We start from the raw sequence: 25433 nt of genomic DNA, 5'->3' as shown, positions 1-25433 counted from the left end.
AGCCGTACAGCACACAGCATGCCCGGCCCCGGACGAGGTCAATCGCTCGACAGCAGCTCGAAGGTGTGCTGATCGATCATTTCCAGCGCCTTGCCACCGCCACGCGCCACGCAGGTCAGCGGGTCTTCGGCGATGATCACCGGCAGCCCCGTCTCTTCCGCGATCAGCTTGTCGATGTCACGCAGCAGCGCCCCACCACCGGTCAGTACCAGGCCGCGCTCGGCGATGTCGGAGGCCAGTTCCGGCGGAGACTGCTCAAGCGCGCTCTTGACCACCGAGACGATGGCCGCCAGCGGTTCCTGCAGCGCATCGAGAATCTCGTGGGAGTTGAGCGTGAAGGAACGCGGAATACCCTCGGCCAGATTGCGGCCGCGCACGTCGATCTCGCGCAGCTCGCCACCCGGGTAGGCACAACCGATCTCTTCCTTGATGCGCTCGGCCGTCGCCTCACCGATCAAGCTGCCGTAATGGCGACGCACATAGGAGGTGATGGCTTCGTCGAAGCGGTCACCGCCGATACGCACGGATTCGGAATAGACCACGCCGTTGAGCGAGATGATGGCGATTTCAGTGGTACCACCACCGATATCGACCACCATGGAGCCCATCGCCTCTTCCACCGGCAGACCCGCACCGATCGCGGCAGCCATCGGCTCCTCGATCAGGTAGACCTCACGCGCGCCGGCCCCTTCGGCCGATTCCTTGATGGCGCGACGCTCGACCTGGGTCGACATGCACGGCACGCACACCAGCACACGAGGGCTGGGTGTCAGGAAGGTGCTCTGATGCACCTTGCGGATGAAATGCTGGAGCATCTGTTCGGTAACGGTGAAGTCGGCGATGACGCCGTCCTTCATCGGACGGATGGCCGTGATATTGCCGGGGGTGCGCCCCAGCATGCGCTTGGCATCGGCACCGACGGCCGCCACACTGCGGGCATTCCCGGACTGGCGAATGGCCACGACTGAGGGCTCGTCGAGCACGATACCGCGACCGCGCACATAAATAAGCGTGTTGGCAGTACCCAGATCGATCGACAGATCGCTCGAGAACAGCCCACGTAAACGTTTAAACATGGAAGTTGATCACCTAGTCCAGACCGGAACCCTGTGCAGACGCGAACGGTACCATTGCCACCCCATGGCGGCAAGCTGACACGCCTGCCAGAGCGACGCAGATGTGGTACATTTCACGCCGAATCACACTGTGACGGCGCATTCGGCGACAGATTGCTCCATCGCTGCAAAGCGCGCTGTTCTACAGGGTAACGGGCATCGGGTTTGCCGGGACACCACGATTTTCGAATTCGGCCTTTCGCGCTCGTGGCGCCAGTCCGATTCCGCGTGGTCGTCTCCGACTCCTGCCGTCACCTCAAGCCTCTCGAAGCCAAGACAGGGAAACTTCAATGGCCCTTGAACATTCAGATGTGCTGCGTGCCGCTCACCTCGCACGCCTGGGTCTTGCCTCGCAGGATGCCGAAGCCTACGTCGAGGATCTCGACCGGATTCTCGCCATGGTCGACCAGCTGCAACAGGTCGATACCGACGGCGTCGCACCGCTGGCACACCCGCTGGAAGCCACGCAACGCCTGCGCGCGGACGAAGTCACCGAATCGAATCAGCGCGAGCGTTTTCAGCAGGTAGCCCCGGCCACAGAGCAGGGTCTGTATCTGGTTCCGCGCGTCGTCGAGTGATCTCGCTGGCAGATCGCTCACACATCGTGATCGGCTGCCATCGGATACCACGTCACGCGGCACGCCCCGTCCGCCCCGGAATTTCTGCGGACGATGCCCAGCGCATCGTCTGCACTGATGGAATCGAACATGTCATCGTCCATTGCACTACATGACAAGACGCTCAGTGAGCTGGCGCAAGGCCTGGAGGCCGGCGAATACACCAGTCGCGAGCTGACGGAAGCCTTCCTGGCCCGCATCGAACGCCTCGATGGCGAGCTCAACAGCTACATCACCCTGTGCCGCGAAGAAGCGCTGCGTGATGCGGATGCCGCCGATGCACGCCGTGCCGCCGGCAATGCCGCCGCGCTGACCGGCGTCCCGATGGCCATCAAGGACATCTTCTGCACCGAAGGTGTGCGCACCAGCTGCGGCTCGAAGATGCTCGACAACTTCGTCTCGCCCTACGACGCCGCCGTGATCGAGAAGCTCAAGGCCGAGGGCGTGGTGATTCTCGGCAAGACCAACCTCGATGAGTTCGCGATGGGCTCCTCGAACGAGAACAGCCACTACGGTGCCGTCAGGAACCCGTGGGATCTGTCCGCCGTACCGGGTGGCAGCTCCGGCGGCAGTGCCGCCGCCGTCGCCGCAGGCCTCGCACCGGCCGCGCTGGGCACCGACACCGGCGGTTCCATCCGCCAGCCGGCCGCCTTCTGTGGCATCACCGGCCTCAAGCCGACCTACGGCCGCGTCTCGCGTTACGGCATGATCGCCTACGCCTCCAGCCTCGATCAGGGCGGCCCGATGGCTCGCTCCGCCGAAGACTGCGCGCGCCTGATGAACGTGATCGCCGGCGCCGACCCGCGCGACTCCACCAGCGTGGTGCGTGGCGTGCCGGATTACGTCGAAGGACTGGACTACAACCTCAAGGGCCTGAAGATCGGCCTGCCGAAGGAATACTTCGGCGAAGGCCTGTCCGAGGAAGTCGAAGCCTCCGTGCGTGCCGCGATCAAGGTCTTCGAGGATGCCGGTGCCAGCGTGCAGGAAATCTCGCTGCCGCATACCCACCTGGCCATCCCGACCTACTACGTGATCGCGCCGGCCGAAGCCTCCTCCAACCTGTCGCGTTATGACGGCGTGCGCTTCGGCCATCGCTGCAATGACCCGCAAGACCTGGAAGACCTCTACAAGCGCACCCGCGAGGAAGGCTTCGGCGACGAGGTGAAGCGCCGCATCATCATCGGCACGCACACCCTTTCAGAAGGCTTCTTCGATGCCTACTACATCAAGGCCCAGAAGGTGCGTCGCCTGATCCGCCAGGACTTCCTCGATGCCTTCGATCAGGTCGATGTGCTGATGGGCCCGGCGGCACCGACCCCGGCGTTCGATCTCGGCGCGCACAAGGACCCGCTGTCCATGTACCTGCAGGATCTCTACACCATCGCCATCAACCTGGCGGGCATTCCGGGCATCAGCGTGCCGGCCGGCCTGGCAGGCAAGCGTCCGGTGGGTCTGCAGATCCTCGGCCCGCACTTCGGTGAGCAGACCCTGCTGGGCGTCGCGCACCAGTTCCAGCAAATCACCGACTGGCACCGCCAGCGCCCGGAATTCGGACAGGAGCAAGCCTGATGCAATGGGAAGTCGTAATCGGGCTTGAGGTTCACGCTCAGCTCGCCACCCAGTCAAAGATCTTCTCCGGCTCTTCCACCACCTACGGTGCCGAGCCCAACACCCAGGCCAGCGCCGTGGACCTCGGCCTGCCGGGCACCCTGCCGGTGCTCAACGAGCAGGCCGTGGCCATGGCCGTGCGCTTCGGCCTCGCCGTCAATGCCGCCGTGGCCGGCCGTTCGGTGTTCGAACGCAAGAACTACTTCTATCCGGATCTGCCCAAGGGCTACCAGACCAGCCAGATGGATCAGCCCATCGTCGGTCCGGGTGAGCTCGAGATCCTTCTGGAAGATGGCACGCGCAAGTCGATCCGCATCCACCATGCCCACCTCGAGGAAGACGCCGGCAAGTCGCTGCACGAAGACTTCCAGGGCATGACCGGCATCGACCTCAACCGTGCCGGCACACCACTGCTGGAAATCGTCTCCGAGCCGGACATGCGTTCCGCCAAGGAAGCGGTGGCCTACGTGAAAGCGATCCACGCCATCGTGACGTATCTCGGCATCTCTGACGGCAACATGGCCGAAGGCTCGCTGCGTTGCGACGTCAACGTCTCGGTGCGCCCCAAGGGGCAGGAAGCCTTCGGCACCCGCGCGGAGATCAAGAACGTCAACTCCTTCCGCTTCATCGAGCGCGCCATCCACTTCGAGGTGGAGCGTCAGATCGAGCTGATCGAGGACGGCGGCAAGGTCGTGCAGGAAACCCGCCTGTATGATCCGGACGCCGACGAGACGCGCAGCATGCGTACCAAGGAAGAAGCCAACGATTACCGCTACTTCCCGTGCCCGGATCTGCTGCCGGTGGAAGTGGACGAGGCCTACATCGAACACCTGCGCCAGACCCTGCCGGAACTGCCGGCCGAGAAACGCGCGCGTTTCGAAAGCGAACTGGGCCTGTCCGCCTATGACGCCGGCGTGCTGTCCGCCAGCCGCGAAATGGCCGACTTCTTCGAGGAAGTGAAGGATGTCTGCGGCGACGCCAAGCAGGCCGCCAACTGGGTGCAAGGTGAGCTGACCGGTCGTCTCAACAAGGAAAACCTCGACATCGCCGTCAGCCCGGTCTCCGCGGCTCAGCTGGGTGGCCTGATCAAGCGCATCGTCGACGAGACCATCAACGGCAAGGCCGCCAAGCAGGTATTCGCCGCGCTGTGGGATGGCGAAGGCGAAAACGCCGACGAGATCATCGAGTCACGCGGCCTCAAGCAGGTCACCGACACCGGTGCCATCGAAGCCGTGGTCGATCAGGTGATCGCCGACAACCCGGCCCAGGTGACACAGTATCAGGAAGCCGAGCCGGACAAGCGTGGCAAGATGATCGGCTTCTTCGTCGGTCAGGTGATGAAGGCCTCGCGCGGCACCGCCAATCCGCAACAGGTCAACAAGGTGCTGAAAGACAAGCTGGATAGCCTCAGCTGAGCCTGTCCATCAGCCGCTGAATGAAAAAAGCCCCCACCGTCATCACGACGCTGGGGGCTTTTTCATGCTCTATCGAACGACAATCAACAGCCGCCCATGCAGGCTCACGAACCGCCACACACCTGACAGCCGGGGTCGCGCTTGAGGCCCATGCGCCGCCATTCACCGCTCAGGCCATCGAAGGTGGCCAGGCCGCGATGCACGCTGCCAGCACCGCTGATCAGCTTGAGCGCTTCCAGCGCCTGGAAGGCGCCGATGATGCCGACCAGCGGCGCGATGACACCACTTTCAGCGCAGGTCAACTCTTCATCGCCCAGCTCATCCGGCGGATACAGGCAGCCGTAACACGGCGCCTGTGGCTCACGGCGATCAAACACCGCCAGCTGGCCGGAGAAGCGTATCGCGGCGCCGGACACCAGCGGGGTGCCCGCTGCCACGCAGGCGGCGTTGATCGGGAAGCGCGAGCTGAAGCGATCGGTGCAATCGAGCACCACGTCTGCGGCGGCCACCTGCTCGGCCAGCGCTTCCTCCTGCAGGCGCTCTGACAATGCGATCACCTCGGTATCGGGATTGATCGCCAACAGCGAGGCGGCGAGTGATTGCGCCTTGGGCTGATCGATGTCGGCGTCACCATGGGCGATCTGACGCTGCAGATTGGACAGCTCGACGTGGTCATCATCGGCCACCACCAAGGTGCCGATGCCCGCAGCTGCCAGATAGAGCGCTGCCGGGCAGCCCAGACCACCCGCCCCGATCACCAGCACCCGCGCCGCCAACAGGCGCTGCTGCCCGGCGATGTCGACCTGAGGGAGCAGGATCTGGCGCGAGTAGCGCAGCAATTGCGAATCTTGCATGGGAGAAAAGCCGCCTGTCGGTAAATGAAGTGAGAAGCCACGAGCCCTGTCTGGCAACAACGTGACTTGCCATTACTTGGCGTCCAGCTCCTCGATATCGGGCACATGCAGCGAGAACTGCTCCTTGACCTCCTCCATCACCACATAACTCTTGGATTCCTTGACGCCGGGCAGCGTCAGCACCACATCGCCGAGCAGCTGACGATAGGCGGACATTTCCGGAATCCGGCACTTGAGGATGTAGTCGAACTGACCGGAGACCAGATGACACTCCTGGATCTGCGGCAGCTTGGAGACGGCGCGGCGGAATTCATCGAACACCGACGGCGACTGTGTCTCGAGACTGATCTCGACGAAGACCAGCAGGTTGGCCTTGAGCGCCTTGGGGTCGAGCACCGCCTTGTAACCGCGGATGACGCCGGCACGCTCGAGGCGTTTGACACGCTCCAGGCACGGCGTGGTGGAAAGGCCGACTTCCGAGGCGAGGTCGACATAGGAGATGCGAGCATTCTCTTGCAGGCAACGCAGAATCTTGAGGTCGATGCGGTCCAGAGTGCGTGATTTTGCTTTCATTGTAATAGTTTTCCCAGCAGGGTGACTTGCAGCAGGATCATCCGTGCTCCTGGCTTCCGTGCAGTCAGGCCGTCGGATAACAAGGGAGTTATCAGACGACCATGCCAATCATGCAGGATCATTACTATCATACCCGACCAACAGGGGATACGCCTTCACTGGCGGTACTGTGACGAGGATTCCACGCAGACTCCACAGAAAACGGTGGAATGCACTACAGGGATGCCAGGCGCCGAGGGTGTCAGCGGGAAACACCCACGGGCGCCACTACACGGGCACCACTAACACGGGCACCGCTAGACGGTGCCCGGCGAGCATCAGGCCAGCTTGCCCAGCGTGATGCGTTCGCGCCCGCCCAGGTCTTCCAGGGTCTCGACGTCAACGAAGCCGCCGGCACGCAGTGCCTCGCGCACTTCATTGCCCTGGGTGAGGCCATGCTCCAGCATCAGGTGGCCGCCTGCGGCCAGGTGCTGCGGCGCAGTGGCGATCAGATGCAGAAAGTCCGCCAGCCCTGCCTCGGCCGCGACCAGCGCCGAGCGCGGCTCGAAGCGCACATCGCCCAGCACGAGATGCGGGTCATCATCGGCCAGATAAGGGGGGTTGGCGGTAATCAGCGCAAAGCCGGTCTCGGTGACGCCACTGAACCAGTCACTTTGGCGGAATTCGGCATTGGCGATCGCCAGACGCTCGGCATTGCCACGTGCAAGCTGCACGGCTTCCTCGATGAGATCGACGCCCAACACCTGCCACTGCGGGCGGTGACGCGCAAAGGCCAGCGCGATGGCACCGGTGCCGGTACCGAGATCCAGCAGCTTGCCGCTGGTGGCCTCGGCCAGTTCCAGCGCGCACTCCACCATCACCTCGGTGTCCGGGCGCGGAATCAGCGTGGCCGGTGAACAGGCCAGCGTCAGGCCATAGAATTCACGCCGCCCGAGCAGATGCGCCACGGGATGGCCCTCGGCCCGGCGCGCCAACAGCGCCTCGAAACGTGCCACACCCTCGGCACCGGCCTCGCTCTCGAGATCCCGATCGCCCCAGGTGTAGAACCAGGTGCGCTCTCGTCCCATTACCTCGCCCAGCAGCAACTCGGCATCCAGACGCGGAGAATCGCTGCCCGCCTCGCTCAGACGGGCAGTCGCGGCTGCCAGGGTGACATCGATTCTCACCTTATTGCTCCTGCAGTGCGGTCAGCTGATCGGCCTGGTATTCCACCACCAGCGGCTCGATCACTTCGTCCAGCTGGCCGGCGATCACTTCATTGAGCTTGTAGAGCGTCAGGTTGATGCGGTGGTCAGTCAGACGCCCCTGCGGGAAGTTGTAGGTACGGATGCGCTCGGAGCGATCACCGGAGCCGACCAGCTTGCGACGGGCATCGGAGGTGGCCTGTGCCTGGGTGTCCACCGCGGCCTGCTTGAGGCGCGCCGCCAGCAGTGACATGGCGCGCGCACGGTTCTTGTGCTGGCTGCGCTCATCCTGACACTCCACCACCACACCGGTGGGCAGGTGGGTGATGCGAATCGCGGAATCGGTGGTGTTGACGTGCTGACCACCGGCGCCGGAGCTGCGATAGGTGTCCACGCGCAGGTCGGCCGGATTGATGTCGACGTCACCGACTTCATCGGCCTCGGGCATCACCGCCACGGTGCAGGCCGAGGTATGGATACGCCCCTGGGATTCGGTGGCGGGCACGCGCTGCACGCGGTGCGCGCCGGACTCGAACTTGAGGCGCGAGTAGACGCCCTCGCCCTTCACGCGGGCGATGACTTCCTTGAAGCCGCCGTGCTCGCCGTGACTGGCGCTGACGGTCTCGACCTGCCAGCCCTTGAGCTCGGCGTAGCGCGAGTACATCTTGAACAGGTCACCGGCGAACAGCGCCGCCTCGTCACCGCCCGTGCCGGCGCGCACCTCGAGGAAGACGTTGGCACCGTCATCCGGGTCACGCGGAATCAGCAGCTGGGTAATCTCGGCTTCCAGCGTCTCGAGCGCCGCATCGGCATCGCGGACTTCCTCACGCGCCATGTCGCGCATCTCGGGGTCACTGTCCTCCGCCATCTCCAGCGCGGCGTCACGATCTTCGTTCAGGCCGCGATGACGGCGCCATGCCTCGATCAATGGCTCAAGCTCGGCATACTCCCGCGACAGGTCGCGGAACCTGGCCTGGTCCCCGATCACTTCGGGCTCCGACAACAGTGCGGAGATCTCCTCGAAGCGGTCATGGAAGGTGTCGAGCTTGGTGATGAGGCTGTCTTTCATGAAGGGTCCTGTGATGAATCAGCCGGCGCGAGCAGAAGCGTCTGGGCCGTCTGAAGAATATCCTGGCGATCGTCTCCCGAGGCCTGGCGCAGTGCCAGTGTCGGGTGATGCATGAAGCGATTGGCCAGCTGGCGCGCCAACTGCGCGACCACTTCCTGGGGGTCGCGTCCCTGATCGAGCTCCGCCAGCGCCTGCGCCTCGCATTCGGCGCGCAGTTGCTCGCCATGGCTGCGATAGCGCTTGATGACTTCGCCGCCACTGCGCACCCGCTTGCGGTGCGACCAGGCGTTGACGCCCTGGCGAATCAACTCTTCTGCCTGGGCAGCGGCCAACTCACGGTGGCGACGATTCTCGTCGATCACCTCCTGCAGGTCATCGACCGTATAGAGGAAGACGTCGTCGAGGTCTCCGACCTGCGGCTCGATATCGCGCGGTACGGCGATGTCGACCATGAACACCGGCTTGTAGCGGCGCTTCTTGAGCGCGCGTTCCACCATGCCCTTGCCGAGAATCGGCAATTGGGAAGCGGTGGAGGCTATCACGATATCGGCATTCTCGAGGGCATGCGGAATACCTTCCAGGCCGATGGCAGTCCCGCCCAGCTCATCGGCCAGACGCTCGGCGCGCGACACGGTGCGGTTGGCGATGCACAGGTTGGCGATGCCCGCTTCCTTGAGATGGCGCGCGACGAGTTCGATGGTCTCGCCGGCGCCGATCAACAAGGCATTGGCCCGCGAGAAGTCATCGAAGATGTGGCTGGCCATGCTGACGGCGGCGTAGGCCACCGAGACGGGGTTCTCGCCGATACCGGTCTCGGTACGTACCTGCTTGGCGACCTGGAAGATATGCTGGAAGAGCTGCTCGAGCTCACCGCCCAGCCCCACCGAGTTGCGCGCGAACTGATAGGCGTCCTTGAGTTGGCCCAGAATCTGCGGCTCGCCCAGCACCATCGAGTCCAGCCCCACCGCGACACGGATCAGGTGGCGTACCGCCTCCTCTCCCAGGTGCTGATAGCTGCAACGCGACAGCTCCTCCACCGGCAGGCGATGAAAACGCCCCAGCCACTCGAGCACCGACTTGGCGCCATCGCTGGTCACGCAGTACAGCTCGGTACGATTGCAGGTCGACAGCACCGCCGCTTCGGAAACCGCCGGCAGGCGCTTCAATTCGCCCAGCGCGGCATCGAGCTGCGCAGGCGTGAAAGCAACGCGCTCACGCACGTCAACGGCGGCGGTGCGGTGATTGATGCCAAGGGCAAGAAGGGTCATGGAGTCAGTCGTCAGGGTCTGGCCGGCAGGAATCGGCGTCAATGTCAGGCGGCTCTCGGTGCTGGCCTGCCGCGAGGCCAAGGCCAGGACAGCAGGTAATCCGCGCAGGCTCGGTGCCTTTACACCTGTCGACACAAATGGGGACAAGGGCGGCTGACATAAAGGCACATAGGGCTGCCGAAGCGGCTGAGATCGTAATATTAGCGCGCTCATTCTATCACAGCGTCTGCACCACGCGACCCCGCAGCATGTCGCAGCCGATGAGGATTTTCCATGATGCTGGCAGGCTATCGCTATCAGCCCGCGCGACGTATCTGTCGGCATACGAGGTGTCCGGTGGGTCATGCCACTTCCTTGCGTCGGCAACGCTATCCCCCTTCGCCGCCAGCCGTTATGCTGCGAGACACGATGGCTTCGTCAGCGCCATGCTACGCACATGACCCGGCCTGCGGCTCGATCGCCCTGTTCCCCATTCTGCCCACACTGACAAACGCGAGGTTGCATGCACGCTTCGACTGCCGCTGAACATAGCCCCCCGCACACTCTCGCCTCTCTTGATGCCCCTCGTCGCCCGCGCGGCGGGTGGAAGTCCTGCGTCGTGGGCGGGTTGCTGCTGGGCATGACCGGCTGTCAGTCGATGAGCGACTCCGCGCCCCTGAGGGCGCAGCCCGACCCGCTGGCCACGGCGCCGCCCATCCAGCAGGGCCTGGATGCAGACAGCCTCAATCAGCTGTTGAGCGCCGAACTCGCCGGACAGCGCGGTGACTATCCCCGCGCCGCCAATGGCTATCTGGCCGCCAGCCGTCACTTCGATGACCCGGAACTGGCGCGACGCGCCGTGCTCGCGGCTCGTTTCGCCGACAACCCGGCCCTGCTGGAGCGCGCCGCCGAACGCTGGCAGCAACTCGATGAGTCCGCCAGCGAGCCCGGCATCATCCGCGCCCGCCTGGCTGTCGAGCGAGGCGACTGGCAGGCCGCGCTCGAACAGCGCCTGATACTCACCGCCAGTGGCGGCAATGGCAATCTGGCGACCCTGGCCGAGCAGGCGATCGATGCCGGCGCCGAGCTCGAACCCCTGCTGGCGATGCTGGAGACGCATATCGCCCAGTATCCCGAGCAGCCGATGCCCGAGATTGCCGCGGCACTGTTCGAGTCTGCGCTGGGCAATGAGACCGCGGCGCGTGCACGCCTGGTGCGCCTGGAAAGCGCTCACGCCACATTGGCAGAGCTCTGGCTGGCGCGCAGCGAGATCGAACGCAGCGCGGGGCGTCTTGAGGCAGCTCGGCGAGCGGTGTCCCGAGGCCTTGAGATTGCCCCCGATGACAGCCGCCTGATCCTGAGCGCCGCGCAGACCGAACTGGCCAGCGGCGATCTGGACGCGGCACGCGAGCGCATCGATAGCCTCATTGCCCGCCATCCCAGCGCGCCACGTCTGCGTCTGGCACTGGCCAGTCTCTATCTTGATGCCGATTCGCCCGAGGACGCCCATCGCCTGCTGCTGCCGCTGCTCGATGAAGACCCGGTGCCGGACGCCGCCTACGCCCTGCTGGGGCTGGCCGCCGAGTCCAGCGGCGATGTCGACAACGCCATTCTCTACTACCGGCAGGTGCCGGACGGCGAGCGCTACATCTCCAGTCGCGCCCGTGCCGCCCAGTTGCTGGTCGAACATGAACGCACGGACGAGGCCCGTCAGTTTCTGGCCGTGGAACGCCTGCGTCATCCGCGTCATGCCATGACGCTGCTCAGCTTCGAGATCGACCTGCTCGACTCCCAGGGGGCGCATGCCGAGGCCGAGGCCCTGCTGAGCAGCAGCATTGCCACGCGTCGCAAGGCACTTGCGCAAGCCATCGCCGCCCAGGAGGCCGAGAAGCGCAACGACCTGGAGAGCGAACTGGGCAGCCTGCTGTTCCTGCGTGGCATTCGCCACCTGGAAGATGATCAGCTGGACGCCATGGAGAAAGACCTGCGCGAAGTCATCGCGCTGGAACCCGACAATGCCAGCGCCTACAACGCGCTCGGCTACACCCTGCTGGTCGAGACCGATCGCCTCGAGGAAGCGTTGGCCCTGATCGAGCGCGCCCATGCGCTGTCGCCCGACGACGCGGCCATCCTGGACAGCCTCGGCTGGGGACGCTACCTGACAGGCGACCTCGACAATGCGCTGGCACCGCTGGAAGCCGCCTGGGCCCAGCAGCAGGATGCCGAGATCGGCGCCCATCTCATCGAGGTGCTGTGGGCGCTGGGCCGCGAGGATGAAGCCCGCGGTCTGGCGGTAGAGCTGAGCGAGCGCTTTGAAGAAGCCAGCGAGCTCGAAGCTCTGTTCCAGCACATTCCGGAACTGCGCCCGGTCGTCGACGCGCCCTGAAGAGCACTGCCACGCTACCCGGCACTTTCTGCCCACTGGCGAGTCCATTATCCTGACCCGCCAGTGAGTGGAGCCTCACTCACCTCTCCTCATCTTCTCGCCATCCGGAAGGCTTTCGCGTCATGATCACTTTTTCCCTGTCACTTCCTCTGCTGAGCCAGGCACGCCGCCTGCTCGGACCAGCCCTGCTGGCCATGACACTGGTACTCAGCGGCTGCGCCAGCCAGATGGCCAGCGACAATGCCGGTGATCTGACGCGCAGTGACGGTGACTGGCAGCAACAGGACACGCAACTTGCCGCCCTGACCCACTGGCAGCTGGCAGGCAAGGTCGGCATTCGCACCCCCGAGGAAGGCCACAGCGCCAACCTCGACTGGCAGCAGGACGGCGATGATTACCACATGCTGATCACCGGCCCGCTGGGCGCGGGGCGCACGACTCTAGTGCGCGACGCCGAAGGCGTGCGCCTCTCTTCCTCCGAGGGTGACTTCGAAGCCCCGGATGCCGAGAGCCTGATGCTGGCGCAACTGGGCTGGTCATTGCCGCTGGGTGCCCTCGACAACTGGGTGCGCGGCGTACCGGCCGCTGGCGAGCATGACCTCGAGACAGATGCACTGGGCTTCCCGACCACCCTCTACCAGGACGGCTGGGAAGTGGACTATCAGGATTGGACCCGCGCCGAAGGCCTGTGGCTACCGCGCAAGATGAAACTCTATTACGGCGACCTCACTGCCACTCTCATCGTCAACCAGTGGCAGGCGCTGTGATCGTGACACCTTCTCCTTCTGCCATGACGACTCCGACATCCACATCGACCATGACACTCACCCTGCCCGCCCCGGCCAAGCTCAACCGCATGCTGCATATCACGGGCCAGCGTGCCGATGGCTATCACGAGCTGCAGACGCTGTTCCAGTTTCTCGAGCACGGCGACAGCCTCAGCTTCACGCTGCGCGACGATGAGGCAATCCGCCTCTCACCGCCTATTGAAGGTGTGCCCGAAGAGGCCAATCTGATCGTGCGCGCCGCGCGCCTGCTGCGAGAAGCCGCACACGCGCAGGGCAAGGTCGCGTCGCCCACCGCATTGCCCGGTGTCGATATCACGCTGGAGAAAGTGCTGCCGATGGGTGGCGGCCTGGGTGGCGGCAGCAGCGATGCCGCCACGACCCTGCTGGCACTGGACAGACTCTGGGGCCTGGAGCTTGGCGAAGATACCCTTGCCGAGCTCGGGCTGTCGCTTGGCGCGGATGTGCCAGTGTTCGTGCGTGGCTTCGCCGCCTGGGCCGAAGGCATCGGCGAACGCCTGGTGCCAGCCCCGCTGGACACCCCATGGTTCGTGGTGATCCACCCCGGTATCGAGGTCGCGACACCGGCCGTGTTCGGCCACCCACAATTGACACGTTCCAGCCTCGCGATTAGTATGGCGCGCGCACTGCAGGGGGGCCGCAACGACTGTGAAGTCGTGGTGCGCACTTTGTACCCGGCAGTCGCCGACGCCCTGGACTGGCTGGACCAGTTCGGCACCGCCAGACTGACGGGCACCGGCGCCTGTGTGTTCTGTGCGTTTGACGACGCACGACAGGCCAGCGAGGTGCTGGGTCGACTCGAACTCGAGCGCCCGATGTGGCACGCCTTCTCGGCACGCGGTTGCAATATCTCCCCTCTACATGCCGCTCTGGCATCGGCCTGAGCACAGCAACTGGTTGAAGTGAACGTTGCTGGGGTATCGCCAAGTGGTAAGGCACCGGTTTCTGGTACCGACATTCCCAGGTTCGAATCCTGGTACCCCAGCCAATCCTGGCCGTTCCCGGTCAACCCGGAATTCTCCACTCCCGAGATCCCACAAGACTCCAAAGGTGGCTGCGCGTGTCAAAACTGATGGTATTCGCGGGGAATGCCAATCCCGCTCTCGCCCGCAAGGTAGCTGAAGCCCTCGATACCCGCCTGGGTCATGCAACCGTCGGTCAGTTCAGCGATGGCGAGATTGCGGTAGAAATCAACGAAAACGTCCGCGGCAAGGACGTCTTCATCATGCAGTCCACCTGCGCACCGACCAACGACAACCTGATGGAGCTGATCCTGATGGTGGACGCGTTGCGTCGTGCGTCTGCGGCGCGTATCACTGCGGTCGTTCCCTACTTCGGTTACGCCCGTCAGGACCGCCGCGTGCGCTCTGCGCGCGTGCCGATCTCGGCGAAGGTGGTCGCGGACATGATGGTCAAGGCTGGCGTCAATCGCGTCATGACCATGGACCTGCATGCCGATCAGATCCAGGGCTTCTTCGATGTGCCGGTGGACAACGTCTATGGCTCACCGATCCTGCTCGACGACATCGAACGTCAGAACTATGACAACCTGATCGTCGTCTCCCCGGATGTGGGCGGCGTGGTACGTGCCCGTGCCATCGCCAAGCAGCTCAACTGCGAGCTGGCCATCATCGACAAGCGTCGCCCCCAGGCCAACCAGGCCCAGGTGATGAACATCATCGGTGATATCAAGGACCGCACCTGCGTGCTGGTCGATGACATGATCGATACCGCCGGCACCCTGTGCAAGGCGGGCGAGGCACTCAAGGATCATGGCGCCAACCGCGTCGTGGCCTATGCCTCCCACGCGATTCTGTCTGGCCCGGCGGTCGACAACATCACCAACTCCGTCCTCGACGAAGTGGTGGTGGCCGACACCATCCCGCTGTCCGACGCCGCGCGTCGTTCCGGCAAGATCCGCCAGCTGACAGTCGCTGGCCTGATCGCCGAGGCGATCCGTCGCGTCAGCAATGAAGAATCCGTCAGCGCCATGTTCCACTGAGTCCTGTCGGCGGGCACCGCTCGCCGCTGCTCGGGGAAGAGGCACTGACAACGGCAGATGATCCGTCATCTGCCGACAAGCGGCCGGCCCGGAAATCTCCGGGCCGGCCTCATGGATCCGGTAGCGCTCTGGTCGCGGGGGCTGCCGGATTCTCATTAGCCCCTTGAGGTATCTGCAAAAATGAAACAGTTCAAACTGAATGCTGAAGTTCGTGAAGACCTGGGGAAAGGTGCGAGCCGCCGCCTGCGTCGTACGAACGACTTCGTGCCGGGAATCATCTACGGTGCCGACCAGGCTCCGACTCCGGTCATGATCGACAAGCCGAGCCTGTACAAGGCGGTTGACGATGAGGCGTTCTACACCTCCATCATCACCCTGAACGTTGCGGGCAAGACCGAGAAAGTCGTCATCCGTGACCTGCAGCGTCACCCGTTCAAGCCGCTGCTGACTCACGTCGACTTCCTGCGCATCGATCCGTCCCACAAACTGACCATGAACGTGCCGCTGCACATCACTGGTCAGGAAGCCTGTGTCGGTGTCAAGGACCAGGACGGCGTCCTGCACGTCCTGGCGACTGACGTCGAAATCAGCTGCCTGCCGGAAGCCCTGCCGGAATACCTGGAGCTGGACGTGTCCAAGCTGGAAGTTGGCCACACCCTGCACCTGTCCGACATCGCTCTGCCGGAAGGCGCCGAGTCCGTTGCCCTGTCCCACGGTGCCGATCACGACACCGCTGTGGTCAACGTCACTCGTCCGAACATCTCTGCTGACGCAGAAGATGCTGCTGAAGGCGAAGAAGCACCTGCTGCAGAATAACGCAGCCTGATCAAGGAGCCAGACAGCGCATGTCACGAGTGAAAGCGATCATCGGCCTCGGTAACCCGGGGAACGAATACGAAGACACCCGTCACAATGCCGGCGTCTGGCTCCTTGACGCTCTTGCGCGCCACGGTCACACCACGTTGCGTCCGGAACGCAAGTTCCATGGCCAATACGCGAAGGTCCACTTCGCCGGTCAGGATCTGCATTTGCTGTTCCCATCGACGTTCATGAATCGCAGCGGTCAGGCCGTGGCCGCATTGTGCAACTTCTACAAGCTCGCCCCGGATGAACTGCTCGTCGCCCACGATGAGCTCGACATCGACCCCGGCACCGCTCGTTACAAGCAGGGTGGCGGCCATGGTGGTCACAACGGATTGCGCGACATCATCAGCGCACTGGGCAACGACAAGTCGTTCCATCGTGCCCGCATCGGCATCGGCCACCCCGGCAATGCCAAGCTGGTGACCAACTTCGTGCTTGGACGCCCCGGCAAGGCGGAACGCCAGGCCATCGACGACGCCATCGACGAAGTGGTGATGACCCTCCCCGACGCCATCAGTGGCGAATGGGCACGGGCCATGAATCGCCTGCATTCTTTCAAGAGCTGAACCTCTGCATCATCCAGTATCACCCCTCTCCGAATTTCGGTGATTCGCTCAGCGCATCACCTCGCTTGCGTATGCGTGTCTCGCCACGCGATCAGCAGCAAAAGGCATCATTTGTCGCGCGACATGCGCCCAATGGATGACCTCGGCTGCATGAGGCCTTACACTTCCCGCCTGTCTTCATTCCGTGCCTGCCCACTCGTTTCCCCGCATGCCCAGTGTCTGTGCACTCAGAGCCTGCTGGTCGAGACGACTGCCAGTGCCACGCCCCATTCGATACGTCACACCAGGATCTAGCGCCATGGGTTTCAATTGCGGCATCGTCGGCCTGCCGAACGTCGGCAAGTCCACTCTCTTCAATGCACTGACCAAGTCTGGCATTGACGCCGAGAACTTCCCCTTCTGCACCATCGAGCCGAACACCGGTATCGTGCCGATGCCTGACCCTCGCCTGAACGCGCTGGCCGAGATCGTCAAGCCGGAGAAGGTGATTCCGACCACCATGGAATTCGTCGACATCGCGGGTCTGGTCGCGGGTGCCTCCAAGGGCGAAGGTCTGGGCAACAAATTCCTGGCCAACATCCGTGAGACCGACGCCATCGCGCACGTGGTGCGTTGCTTCGAGGATGACAACGTCATCCACGTCGCCAACCACGTCGACCCGGCCGCCGACATCGAGACCATCAACATCGAGCTGGCCCTGGCCGATCTCGACAGCGTCGAGCGCAGCATCCAGCGTCTGACCCGTGTCGCCAAGGGCGGCGACAAGGAAGCCATCGCCACCAAGGCCGTGCTGGAACGCATCCAGCCGCACCTGGCCGAAGGCCAGCCGCTGCGCAGCTTCGGCCTCAGCGATGACGACCTGAAGATCGTGCGCGGCTTCGGCTTCCTGACCCTCAAGCCGACCATGTACATCGCCAACGTCAGCGAGGAAGGCTTCGAGAACAATCCCTACCTCGATATCGTGCGCGGCATTGCCGCCAACGAAGGCGCCAGCGTCGTGCCGGTGTGCAACAAGATCGAAGCCGAGATCGCCGAGCTGGACGAGGAAGAGCGCGAGATGTTCCTCGACGAACTGGGCATGGAAGAGCCGGGCCTGGACCGCGTCATCCGCGCCGGTTACGAGCTGCTGGGTCTGCAGACCTACTTCACCGCTGGCGTGAAGGAAGTGCGTGCCTGGACCGTCAAGATCGGCGCTACTGCACCGGAAGGCGCTGGTGTGATCCACACCGACTTCCAGAAAGGCTTCATCCGAGCCGAAGTCATCTCCTATGACGACTTCATCGCCTACAAGGGTGAGCAAGGCGCCAAGGATGCCGGCAAGTGGCGCCTGGAAGGCAAGGACTACATCCTCAAGGATGGCGACGTGGTGCACTACCGCTTCAATGTCTGATGGCTCATCGGCGCCCGGCGACGCCCGGGCCCAGCTGACGCCCTGACAGCCTGTCCTGACAGAACGGCCCTGATCTCTCACGAGGTCAGGGCCGTTCTGCGTTGTGGTGCGGAAAACTGTTCAATCAGGGGCGCCGATCAAGGCGTGAAGATATCAACCAGCGGAGGGCTCAACCAGCGAAGGGCTCAGACCGTAGAGGGCTCTGCCAGCGGCACCTGCAGCCACTGCGCGGCCTGTCTGGCGAGCTGATCTGCCAGCGACTGGGCCAACCGCGAACGCCCCGCCTCGCGTCGCCACACGGCACTCAGCACCAGCTCACCCGCCTGGGGCAGCTGACGTGCGCTCAAGCTGCGCTCCGTGGTGGCGGCATGCGCCGTGAGTGCATCGACCACCGCCAGCCCCTCCCCCGCCTGAACCAGCGACGCCGCCAGGGGATAGGTCTGCACCCGCGTCACGATACGCGGCGAAGATGGCAAAGTACTTGAAGCTTCCTGCGCCACGCTCGCCAGCAAACCATCGAGTCGCCGCGCCAGCGGATCGTGCGCCCCCAGCGCGATCAGGCGCTGACCGGCCAGCTCCGCCACCGTCATCGGCGTCTGCTGACAGTCCTGTGCCCAATACCCTTCAGGCGCGAGCACCAGTAGCGGCATGCGCACCAGCGGACGCGTCATCAGTGCAGGATGCGTCGGCGCACTCAGCGTAAAGGCGATATCGACCTCATGCAGCAACAGGGCATCGACGATCTCGCGGGTATGCTGGGTCGCCAGCTCACAGCTGACTCGCGGCTGACGCCGGCGCCACTGCCCCAGCGCCTGCGGCAGCAATTGCTGGGCGATGGCAGGCGTCGCCACCACCTTGAGCGTGCGTGCCTCGCCCTCACGCAAGCCATCGACCAGCCGCCTCACATCGTCCAGCTGACCGAGCATTCCCTGGCTGGCCGCTTCCAGCTTGCGCGCCTCCTCGGTGGGATGAAGCTGCCCTGCACTACGCGTGAACAGCGTGATGCCCCATTGGCGCTCGACCTGCTGCAGCGCCTTGCTCGCCGCCGGCTGGGAGATATGCAGCAACCTCGCCGCGCCGGTCACGCTGCCCGCCTGCAGGACGGCGTGAAAGATCTCCAGGTCCCTGAGCCGCATGCGCAATCTTCCTGTCCGGTTGTCTAGAGGGCCAACTTGAGGGCGCACTTGAGCGCCTGTGCATCAGGTTACCCCATAACCTCGGGTTATGACGCGGCACATCCTTTTCATTCGTCACTCACGCAAGCGACCGGCAAGCTCAAGCACAACGAAACACGACCTTCACGACCCGGGAGCCCAGCATGCAACGCCATGTGACTGTCATCGGAGGCGGCGTGATCGGCCTCGCCAGTGCCCATGCTCTGGCGCGCGCCGGCCACTGTGTGACCCTGATCGATGCCCATGCCGAGGTGGCCAGCGAGACCAGTCGCGCCAATGGCGGCCAGCTGAGCTATCGCTATGTGGCACCACTGGCCGATAGCGGCGTGCCCCGCCAGGCCATCAAGTGGCTGCTGGCAGGCAACGAGGCACCGCTGAAACTGCGCCCGAATCTGGAACCCGCACAATGGCGCTGGATGGCCCGATTTGTGGCCGCCTGCAATCACCGCACGCATCAGGCCAGTGCAGCGCAGATGCTCTCGCTGGCTCTGCACAGCCAGCAGGTGATGACGGAGTGGCGCACTCATGATGCGCTCGGCGACTTCGCCTGGCAGCAGCGCGGCAAGCTGGTGATCCATCGTGATCCCGAAGCGCTCGACAAGGCGGCAGCCGCGCGCGTCGCCCCGCAGGACCAACAGGTACTCGATGCACGCCAATGCATCGCGCTGGAGCCCTCACTTTCCCACCAGCAAGCCCATCTGTCGGGCGGCATCTTCAGCGCCTCGGACGAGACGGCGGATTGCCATGCCTTCTGCCAGGCGCTGGAACGCAAGCTGCGGGCCTCCGGGCGCTACACGCGCATCGCCAATACGCGCGTCGCCCCGCTGACCGCACGCGACGGCCGCATCGAGCAACTCGAGCTCAGACACCTTGATGGCCGCCGAGAACGCCATACCGTCGAAGAGGTCGTCATCGCGGCCGGCAATCATGCCGCCGAGCTGGTACACCCCCTGGGTATCCGCCTGGCCCTGCAGCCGCTCAAGGGCTATAGCCTCACCCTGCCACTGGCAGCTGACACCCCCGAGACGGCCGCGCCACGCATCAGCGTCACCGATTCGGCACGCAAGGTGGTCTACGCCGATCTGGAGTCATCGGCATCACGCCAGCTGCGCGTCGCGGCGATGGTGGATATCGGCCAGCGGGAACGCGACAGCTTTCACCCCGAACTGAATGAGCAGCGCATTGCCGCCCTGCGCAAGCTGGCCAGCGATACCTTCCCCGAAGCCGGCGATTTCGCGCAGGCCACTCCTTGGGCCGGACTGCGCCCCAGTACGCCCAAGGGGCCGCCGATCCTCGGCCGTCCCCGGCAAGCGAACAGCCCTGACAATCTGTGGCTGAACGTCGGCCATGGCAGTCTGGGCTTCACGCTGTCCTGCGCCAGTGGCGACCTCATCGCACGCGCCATCTCGCGAGAGGCTCTCCCCGGCACTTTCTCCGACAGCCTATCTGATGCCCTCGCTGCGCGGCCTGGACGCTAGCCCGATGAATTCCCTGCCACTTTTTCGCGCTAATGCATTGACAACATCACGAGCAATCCGTAATATTCGCCTCCGTTGGACGGCTACATAGCTCAGCTGGTTAGAGCACATCACTCATAATGATGGGGTCCCCTGTTCAAATCAGGGTGTAGCCACCAACCAGGATTCGAAAGGCCTGACTGCTTGCAGTCAGGCCTTTTTCGTTGTGCGCGATCTGCGCCAAAACTTGATCGGACCTTGATCGCACTCCGCTCGCGCATCCAGCACCCTGCGCCGCTGTCCTCGAGCCAGATCACAGACATCAAAAAGGGCGACCCGCAGGCCGCCCTTTTTCCGAGCTTGTCTTCTTACACTCCGCGCCTGCTCTCTCAGCACACTCCGGCTCGACTCAGTCCACCTGCTCGCGATTGCAGAAGGCTACCAGCACCTTGATCAACATGGCGACATCGGCACTGCCGGATGTCTCACGAATCGAGTGCATGCCCCACTGCGGCAGCCCCACATCCAGGGTCGGCACCCCCACCTCACTGGCGGTGATCGGCCCGATGGTGCTGCCACAGCCCATGTCGGCACGACTGACGAAGGTCTGCACCGGCACATCCTGCTCACGACACATCTCGCGGAACAGCCCGGCCGTGGTGCTGTTGGTGGCGTAACGCTGATTGGCATTGACCTTGATGACCGGCCCGGCATTCAACTTCGGCCCATGCCCCGCATCATGCTTGTCCGCAAAATTGGGGTGCACGGCGTGAGCATTATCGCAAGAAATCATCAAGGAGCGCTGCACGAGGCACTGATAGCCTTCTTCGCTGTCCAAGCCGACATAGTGATTGATGCGCTTGAGCACATCGGCCAGGAAAGGCCCCTGGGCACCACAGGCGCTGGCACTGCCGACCTCTTCATGATCGGTGGTGACGAACAGCGCCCCCTGACTGCCATCGGCCTCCAGCAGCGCCTCGAGACCGACGTAGCAGGACAGCAGATTGTCGAGGCGGGCACTGGTGATCAACTCACCCTTCAGCCCCGACTGCGCCGCCGGCTGCAGGTCATGCAGCCCCAGCTCGAAGTCAACGACATCCGCGACCCGCACGCCGTGCTGCTCCTCGATCAGATCGATCAACATCATATTGAAGGCCTCCGCGGGCGTCCCGGCCTCGTCCCCCAGCTGCATGACCACGGCTGACATCTGGGTCTGGGCATTGATGGCACGCCCGCTGTTGACGTCACGATCCAAATGGATCGCCAGGCTCGGCACGCAGGCGAACGGACGCATGACCGTCAGCAGCAGCGTCTCGCGACGACCGTCCGCATGCCGCACCTGAACACGGCCTGCAAGCCCCAGATCGCGATCGAACCAGGTGCTCAGCAACACGCCGCCATAGGTCTCGACGCCCAACGTCAACCAGCCCTGACTGGCCTGTGCCGGATTGGGCTTCAGGCGCAGACAGGGCGAATCGGTGTGCGCACCGATCATCCGAAGTGAGCTCAGCGACGTATCATCCTTCGGGAGCTGAAAGGCGATCAACGAGGAATCATTGCGCGTGACATAGGCACGCTCACCGGGCACCAGCTGCCAGGAAGACATCTCGCTGAGGCGACGATAGCCCGCCTGTTCAAGACGCTGCGCCATGGAAGCCGTCGCGTGCCACGGTGTGGGAGAAGAAGACAGGAAGTCGAGCAGTGCAGGAACGCGGGAATCCGCAATCGCATGAGTCATGATGGCGTCTGGTCCTCGAAGATATAGGCAAGGCACTGTATAAGAAGAAACATGATGGGGAAAACCTGTGACGACCCTTCGATGACATGACTGCCATCCAGTCACCGCTCAGCGGGGCGCCCAAAAGCGCGGCATGCCAGCCAAAGCCCTGCGCTGACAGAGTTTTCACAACCCCAACGCATCAACGCCAGACAACTGTGTATGGTGCGTGAGACTGCTACAATGCCCGCTCGACCTCCTGCGGGGAGGTCGTTCAGGGAGCAGAGTGTACATGAATCGGGAGTGCTTCATTGATGAGCCTGTTCGCAAACGTCCGGCGCACGGCATTCGTTGCCCTGTGTCTTGCCATGGCCGGCCCTGCCAGTGCCGCGGTCACCCCTACTGACGCCGATGCACAGGCTGCTCGCGAAGTTGCCGAGTCTTTGCGCTATGGGCATTACGAAGATGTGACCCTGGATGACCACTGGGCCAACCGCGCCTTCACGCAATACCTCAAGACTCTCGACCCTCAGAAAGCCTATCTGCTGGATGCGGACATCAGCGAGTTCAGCGACCTGCGTCATGATTTCGACGACGCCATGGTCGATGGTGACCTCGAGCGCCTCTATGGACTCTACGATCGCTATCAGCAACGCCTCACCGCACGCCTCACCTGGCTGGTGAAGACACTGGATGCCAAACCGAGCTTCGATTTCGACAACGATGATCGCCTGGCGCTGGACCGCAAGGACAGCCCGTGGGCCGATAGCGAGCAGGAGCTCGACGAGCTGTGGCGCAAGCGCCTCAAGAATGCCTGGCTGTCGATGTCGCTGTCCGACAAGAGCGATGACGAGATCGCCAAGACGCTCAACGAGCGTTATTCCAACCAGCTCAAGCGCATCAAGCAGACCAACGATGAAGATATCCTGACGCTGGTGATGCATGCCGTGACCGGAAGCATCGACCCGCACAGTGAATACTTCTCGCCGCGCCAGGGCGAATCCTTCGATATCCAGATGAAGCTGTCGCTGGATGGCATCGGCGCCCTGCTGCAATCCGAAGGTGAATACGTCAAGGTCTCGAGCCTCGTGCCTGGCGGCCCTGCCGAGAAGGATGGCGAGCTCAAGCCGGCCGACCGCATCGTGGCCGTCGGCCAGGGTCAGGGCGACAGCGAGTGGACCAACGTGGTCGGCATGCGCCTGGATGATGTCGTGGACCTGATCCGTGGCCCCAAGGGCTCCGTGGTGCGCCTGGAAGTGATTCCGGCACAGTCGCTGGATGTCACCAAGACGCGTGAACTGGACATCACCCGCGATACCGTCAAGCTCGAGGACCAGGCCGCCAACGCCAAGGTCGTCGACGTCAAGCGCGATGATGGCACCCACCGCATCGGCGTCATCCATGTGCCCGCCTTCTATGTCGACTTCGATGCTTGGCAGGCCGGCGAAGACGACTACCGCAGCACCACCCGCGACGTGGCGCGCCTGATCGACGAACTCAAGGCCAAGCAGGTGGAAGGTATCATTCTCGACCTGCGCAACAACGGCGGCGGCGCACTGCAGGAAGCCAATTCGATGATCGGACTGTTCATCGATCGCGGCCCCACCGTGCAGGTGCGTGACGCTCGCGGCCGCATCAGCCTCTATGGCGATACCGATGCCGGCACCCACTATGACGGCCCGCTGACCGTACTGGTCAACCGCCTCTCCGCCTCGGCATCCGAGATCTTCGCTGGCGCGATCCAGGATTACGGTCGTGGCTTGGTGCTCGGCAGCCAGACCTTCGGCAAGGGCACGGTGCAGACCATCTCCTCGCTGAGCGAAGGCGAGATCAAGCTGACCCGCGCCAAGTTCTATCGCATCTCCGGCGACTCGACCCAGAACAAGGGCGTCAAGCCGGACATCGCCTTCCCCAGCGTCATCGACCCGCAGGAGATCGGCGAATCCAGCCTCGACTACGCGCTGCCCTGGGACCAGGTACGCCCGGTGAAGTATCGCCGCTACGGTGATCCGGCACGCTATCTGGCCGCTTTGCGCGCCCGCCACCAGAGCCGAGTCGAGCAAGAGCCCAACTTCAGTTACCTGAAGAGCGAAGTCGCGCTGTCAAAGGCATTGCGCGCGCAGCAGACCAGCATCAGCCTCAATCGTGAGCAGCGCAAACGCGAGATGGATGCCCAGGAAGCCGAGCAGCTGGCACTGGAAAACAAGCGCCGTCGCGCCCTCAACCTCGAGCCACTGACAAGCTTTGCCGAACTCGATGCCGCCAGCGACCACATCTCTTCCCCCGAGAGCGACCCGCAGCAGGAAGCCGATATCGAAGAAGGCAGCAGCGACAAGCAAGCCAAGGACCCGATCGATCAGGCCCAGCTTCAGGAAAGTGCCGAGATCCTGCTCGACTACGCCCACCTCACCGGTGATCGCTAGACTTTCGTGACTCGCACCATGAACCGCGTTTGACGAAGCTGGTCGACCGCCAAGGCCCCTGCTCTCATGCAAAACCGAGCGCAGGGGCTTTTTTCATGCCACAAAGACAGTCTGTGGCACGCAGCATGATGGTCACTCGAGGCAGCAACGCGCGCACAACAACGCACAGGCAGCAACACATACGAAGCAACGACAGGACAGAAAACGCAGCAGCAGAAACACAATGGCCAGCATCACAACGTCAGGCAGAGGCGCGCAGAGAACGACAGCAGACGGCTGGCGACGCGAGAGCACGCTCGAGGCAGAAAGCACGAGACACCTGACAGGTGGAGGAGCAGGAACGGATTGATGAGCAGGGCTGACAAGCCAGGATTACGAACAGAGCTCAAGCGCAAAGCAACAAGCAAAGCTCAGGCAGCGATGATGCCACCAGCAGAGAACACGAGGGGAAGCAGGGAAGTGATATTGGCTCCTCGAACAGGACTCGAACCTGTGACCCAATGATTAACAGTCATTTGCTCTACCAACTGAGCTATCGAGGAACAACAAAATATCGATCGATATCAGGGCGATATCGAAGCTGACGACGAGGAACTCATCTATCAGCGTCATTTCCGGCATTGGCAGGAAGCCTTGGATTGGCTCCTCGAACAGGACTCGAACCTGTGACCCAATGATTAACAGTCATTTGCTCTACCAACTGAGCTATCGAGGAACGACCGGAAATTCATCTGTCAGTGACATCATCATGGATGCTATCAGGCTGACATTTCAAGCATGCTGCATGTGCTATTGGCTCCTCGAACAGGACTCGAACCTGTGACCCAATGATTAACAGTCATTTGCTCTACCAACTGAGCTATCGAGGAACAACCTTGAACACGCGACGAATTATACGGAAATACTCAGTGGCGTCAACCACCTTCGGCCATTCAGACCACCGCAGAACTCGCTGGATTCCTCCT

Annotated in this window: 20 protein-coding genes and 5 tRNA genes; 14 read left to right on the top strand and 11 right to left on the bottom strand. The window is 63.2% G+C overall.

Translation table 11 applies throughout. From position 1 onward, the window contains the following. Positions 1 to 38: 38 nt before the first annotated feature. Positions 39 to 1076, bottom strand: coding sequence for a rod shape-determining protein (locus NH396_RS06075; protein ID WP_043332576.1), 1038 nt, complete (start codon positions 1074 to 1076; stop codon positions 39 to 41). 329 nt (positions 1077 to 1405) lie between these two features. Between NH396_RS06075 and gatC the strand changes: the two genes are divergently transcribed. The 3 genes from gatC to gatB all read left to right on the top strand — a co-directional run bounded on the left by gatC (position 1406) and on the right by gatB (position 4755). Continuing rightward, complete coding sequence (gene gatC / locus NH396_RS06070; RefSeq protein ID WP_054555110.1) at positions 1406 to 1693, top strand: Asp-tRNA(Asn)/Glu-tRNA(Gln) amidotransferase subunit GatC; 288 nt, start codon at positions 1406 to 1408, stop codon at positions 1691 to 1693. A gap of 129 nt (positions 1694 to 1822) precedes the next feature. Continuing rightward, on the top strand, positions 1823 to 3301 hold the full coding sequence (gatA, locus tag NH396_RS06065; protein ID WP_176676274.1) for an Asp-tRNA(Asn)/Glu-tRNA(Gln) amidotransferase subunit GatA: 1479 nt from the start codon (positions 1823 to 1825) through the stop codon (positions 3299 to 3301). Beyond that, entirely contained in the window at positions 3301 to 4755 is a 1455-nt protein-coding gene (gatB, locus tag NH396_RS06060; protein WP_176676273.1) for an Asp-tRNA(Asn)/Glu-tRNA(Gln) amidotransferase subunit GatB, read from the top strand. Before gatA ends, gatB begins: the two co-directional genes overlap by 1 nt. A gap of 104 nt (positions 4756 to 4859) precedes the next feature. Here gatB and moeB read toward each other — a convergent pair whose 3' ends face one another. The 5 genes from moeB to hemA form a co-directional block, all read right to left on the bottom strand. Beyond that, positions 4860 to 5609 carry a molybdopterin-synthase adenylyltransferase MoeB gene (gene moeB / locus NH396_RS06055; RefSeq protein ID WP_176676272.1) on the bottom strand — a complete coding sequence of 250 codons (750 nt, stop codon included), beginning with the start codon at positions 5607 to 5609 and terminating at the stop codon, positions 4860 to 4862. A gap of 72 nt (positions 5610 to 5681) precedes the next feature. Beyond that, positions 5682 to 6182: an Lrp/AsnC ligand binding domain-containing protein gene (locus NH396_RS06050; protein WP_176676271.1), complete on the bottom strand. Its 501-nt coding sequence runs from the start codon at positions 6180 to 6182 to the stop codon at positions 5682 to 5684. Between the two features lie 317 nt (positions 6183 to 6499). Beyond that, entirely contained in the window at positions 6500 to 7348 is an 849-nt protein-coding gene (gene prmC, locus NH396_RS06045) for a peptide chain release factor N(5)-glutamine methyltransferase (RefSeq protein ID WP_176676270.1), read from the bottom strand. Position 7349: 1 nt separating this feature from the next. Beyond that, entirely contained in the window at positions 7350 to 8435 is a 1086-nt protein-coding gene (prfA, locus tag NH396_RS06040; protein ID WP_176676269.1) for a peptide chain release factor 1, read from the bottom strand. Beyond that, positions 8432 to 9703, bottom strand: coding sequence for a glutamyl-tRNA reductase (hemA, locus tag NH396_RS06035; RefSeq protein WP_176676268.1), 1272 nt, complete (start codon positions 9701 to 9703; stop codon positions 8432 to 8434). Before hemA ends, prfA begins: the two co-directional genes overlap by 4 nt. 502 nt (positions 9704 to 10205) lie before the next feature. Here hemA and NH396_RS06030 point away from each other — a divergent pair. The 8 genes from NH396_RS06030 to ychF all read left to right on the top strand — a co-directional run bounded on the left by NH396_RS06030 (position 10206) and on the right by ychF (position 17696). Further along, the gene (locus NH396_RS06030; protein ID WP_253062250.1) at positions 10206 to 12068 is read left to right on the top strand and encodes a tetratricopeptide repeat protein; all 1863 of its coding nucleotides are present in this window, start codon (positions 10206 to 10208) and stop codon (positions 12066 to 12068) included. Between the two features lie 122 nt (positions 12069 to 12190). Next, positions 12191 to 12835: a lipoprotein insertase outer membrane protein LolB gene (gene lolB / locus NH396_RS06025; protein ID WP_176676266.1), complete on the top strand. Its 645-nt coding sequence runs from the start codon at positions 12191 to 12193 to the stop codon at positions 12833 to 12835. Between the two features lie 50 nt (positions 12836 to 12885). Next, the gene (ispE, locus tag NH396_RS06020) at positions 12886 to 13758 is read left to right on the top strand and encodes a 4-(cytidine 5'-diphospho)-2-C-methyl-D-erythritol kinase (RefSeq protein ID WP_176678265.1); all 873 of its coding nucleotides are present in this window, start codon (positions 12886 to 12888) and stop codon (positions 13756 to 13758) included. A gap of 29 nt (positions 13759 to 13787) precedes the next feature. After that, positions 13788 to 13862, top strand: a tRNA-Gln gene (locus NH396_RS06015). 72 nt (positions 13863 to 13934) lie between these two features. Then, the gene (locus tag NH396_RS06010) at positions 13935 to 14876 is read left to right on the top strand and encodes a ribose-phosphate pyrophosphokinase (RefSeq protein ID WP_172978614.1); all 942 of its coding nucleotides are present in this window, start codon (positions 13935 to 13937) and stop codon (positions 14874 to 14876) included. Positions 14877 to 15056: 180 nt separating this feature from the next. Continuing rightward, entirely contained in the window at positions 15057 to 15692 is a 636-nt protein-coding gene (locus tag NH396_RS06005; protein ID WP_253062248.1) for a 50S ribosomal protein L25/general stress protein Ctc, read from the top strand. A gap of 29 nt (positions 15693 to 15721) precedes the next feature. After that, a complete protein-coding gene (gene pth / locus NH396_RS06000; protein ID WP_043335900.1) occupies positions 15722 to 16306 on the top strand; it encodes an aminoacyl-tRNA hydrolase in 585 nt (194 codons plus the stop codon). 298 nt (positions 16307 to 16604) lie between these two features. Then, positions 16605 to 17696 carry a redox-regulated ATPase YchF gene (ychF, locus tag NH396_RS05995; RefSeq protein ID WP_175088361.1) on the top strand — a complete coding sequence of 364 codons (1092 nt, stop codon included), beginning with the start codon at positions 16605 to 16607 and terminating at the stop codon, positions 17694 to 17696. Between the two features lie 185 nt (positions 17697 to 17881). Here the strand turns inward: ychF and NH396_RS05990 are convergent, their stop codons facing one another. Then, entirely contained in the window at positions 17882 to 18832 is a 951-nt protein-coding gene (locus NH396_RS05990; RefSeq protein WP_176676264.1) for a LysR substrate-binding domain-containing protein, read from the bottom strand. A 182-nt stretch (positions 18833 to 19014) separates the two neighbouring features. Here NH396_RS05990 and NH396_RS05985 point away from each other — a divergent pair, with 182 nt between their 5' ends. Both NH396_RS05985 and NH396_RS05980 read left to right on the top strand, forming a co-directional pair. Continuing rightward, entirely contained in the window at positions 19015 to 20349 is a 1335-nt protein-coding gene (locus NH396_RS05985; protein ID WP_176676263.1) for a D-amino acid dehydrogenase, read from the top strand. A gap of 81 nt (positions 20350 to 20430) precedes the next feature. Continuing rightward, positions 20431 to 20507, top strand: a tRNA-Met gene (locus NH396_RS05980). Between the two features lie 230 nt (positions 20508 to 20737). On the opposite strand, the gene NH396_RS05975 is transcribed toward NH396_RS05980, so the two are convergent. Beyond that, entirely contained in the window at positions 20738 to 22066 is a 1329-nt protein-coding gene (locus NH396_RS05975) for a M18 family aminopeptidase (protein ID WP_176676262.1), read from the bottom strand. Positions 22067 to 22359: 293 nt separating this feature from the next. Between NH396_RS05975 and NH396_RS05970 the strand changes: the two genes are divergently transcribed. Continuing rightward, the gene (locus NH396_RS05970) at positions 22360 to 24468 is read left to right on the top strand and encodes a carboxy terminal-processing peptidase (protein WP_176676261.1); all 2109 of its coding nucleotides are present in this window, start codon (positions 22360 to 22362) and stop codon (positions 24466 to 24468) included. Between the two features lie 466 nt (positions 24469 to 24934). On the opposite strand, the gene NH396_RS05965 is transcribed toward NH396_RS05970, so the two are convergent. The 3 genes from NH396_RS05965 to NH396_RS05955 form a co-directional block, all read right to left on the bottom strand. Continuing rightward, positions 24935 to 25010 (bottom strand) — tRNA-Asn (locus NH396_RS05965). 97 nt (positions 25011 to 25107) lie between these two features. Continuing rightward, positions 25108 to 25183, bottom strand: a tRNA-Asn gene (locus NH396_RS05960). 78 nt (positions 25184 to 25261) lie between these two features. After that, a tRNA-Asn gene (locus tag NH396_RS05955) sits at positions 25262 to 25337 on the bottom strand. Positions 25338 to 25433: the final 96 nt, after the last annotated feature.

This window comes from Cobetia sp. Dlab-2-AX (assembly GCF_024124625.1).
Taxonomy (GTDB): Bacteria; Pseudomonadota; Gammaproteobacteria; order Pseudomonadales; family Halomonadaceae; genus Cobetia.
The sequence above is the reverse complement of the archived record's forward strand: the minus strand, read 5'-3'. Positions and strand labels throughout refer to the sequence as shown.

Bases quoted from the DNA above. Each gene is read 5' to 3' on its own strand.
- NH396_RS06075 (WP_043332576.1), bottom strand. From the start codon at position 1,076: ATGTTTAAACGTTTACGTGGGCTGTTCTCGAGCGATCTGTCGATCGAT.
- gatC (WP_054555110.1), top strand. From the start codon at position 1,406: ATGGCCCTTGAACATTCAGATGTGCTGCGTGCCGCTCACCTCGCACGC.
- gatA (WP_176676274.1), top strand. From the start codon at position 1,823: ATGTCATCGTCCATTGCACTACATGACAAGACGCTCAGTGAGCTGGCG.
- gatB (WP_176676273.1), top strand. From the start codon at position 3,301: ATGCAATGGGAAGTCGTAATCGGGCTTGAGGTTCACGCTCAGCTCGCC.
- moeB (WP_176676272.1), bottom strand. From the start codon at position 5,609: ATGCAAGATTCGCAATTGCTGCGCTACTCGCGCCAGATCCTGCTCCCT.
- NH396_RS06050 (WP_176676271.1), bottom strand. From the start codon at position 6,182: ATGAAAGCAAAATCACGCACTCTGGACCGCATCGACCTCAAGATTCTG.
- prfA (WP_176676269.1), bottom strand. From the start codon at position 8,435: ATGAAAGACAGCCTCATCACCAAGCTCGACACCTTCCATGACCGCTTC.
- hemA (WP_176676268.1), bottom strand. From the start codon at position 9,703: ATGACCCTTCTTGCCCTTGGCATCAATCACCGCACCGCCGCCGTTGAC.
- NH396_RS06030 (WP_253062250.1), top strand. From the start codon at position 10,206: ATGCACGCTTCGACTGCCGCTGAACATAGCCCCCCGCACACTCTCGCC.
- lolB (WP_176676266.1), top strand. From the start codon at position 12,191: ATGATCACTTTTTCCCTGTCACTTCCTCTGCTGAGCCAGGCACGCCGC.
- ispE (WP_176678265.1), top strand. From the start codon at position 12,886: ATGACACTCACCCTGCCCGCCCCGGCCAAGCTCAACCGCATGCTGCAT.
- NH396_RS06005 (WP_253062248.1), top strand. From the start codon at position 15,057: ATGAAACAGTTCAAACTGAATGCTGAAGTTCGTGAAGACCTGGGGAAA.
- pth (WP_043335900.1), top strand. From the start codon at position 15,722: ATGTCACGAGTGAAAGCGATCATCGGCCTCGGTAACCCGGGGAACGAA.
- ychF (WP_175088361.1), top strand. From the start codon at position 16,605: ATGGGTTTCAATTGCGGCATCGTCGGCCTGCCGAACGTCGGCAAGTCC.
- NH396_RS05990 (WP_176676264.1), bottom strand. From the start codon at position 18,832: ATGCGGCTCAGGGACCTGGAGATCTTTCACGCCGTCCTGCAGGCGGGC.
- NH396_RS05985 (WP_176676263.1), top strand. From the start codon at position 19,015: ATGCAACGCCATGTGACTGTCATCGGAGGCGGCGTGATCGGCCTCGCC.
- NH396_RS05975 (WP_176676262.1), bottom strand. From the start codon at position 22,066: ATGACTCATGCGATTGCGGATTCCCGCGTTCCTGCACTGCTCGACTTC.
- NH396_RS05970 (WP_176676261.1), top strand. From the start codon at position 22,360: ATGAGCCTGTTCGCAAACGTCCGGCGCACGGCATTCGTTGCCCTGTGT.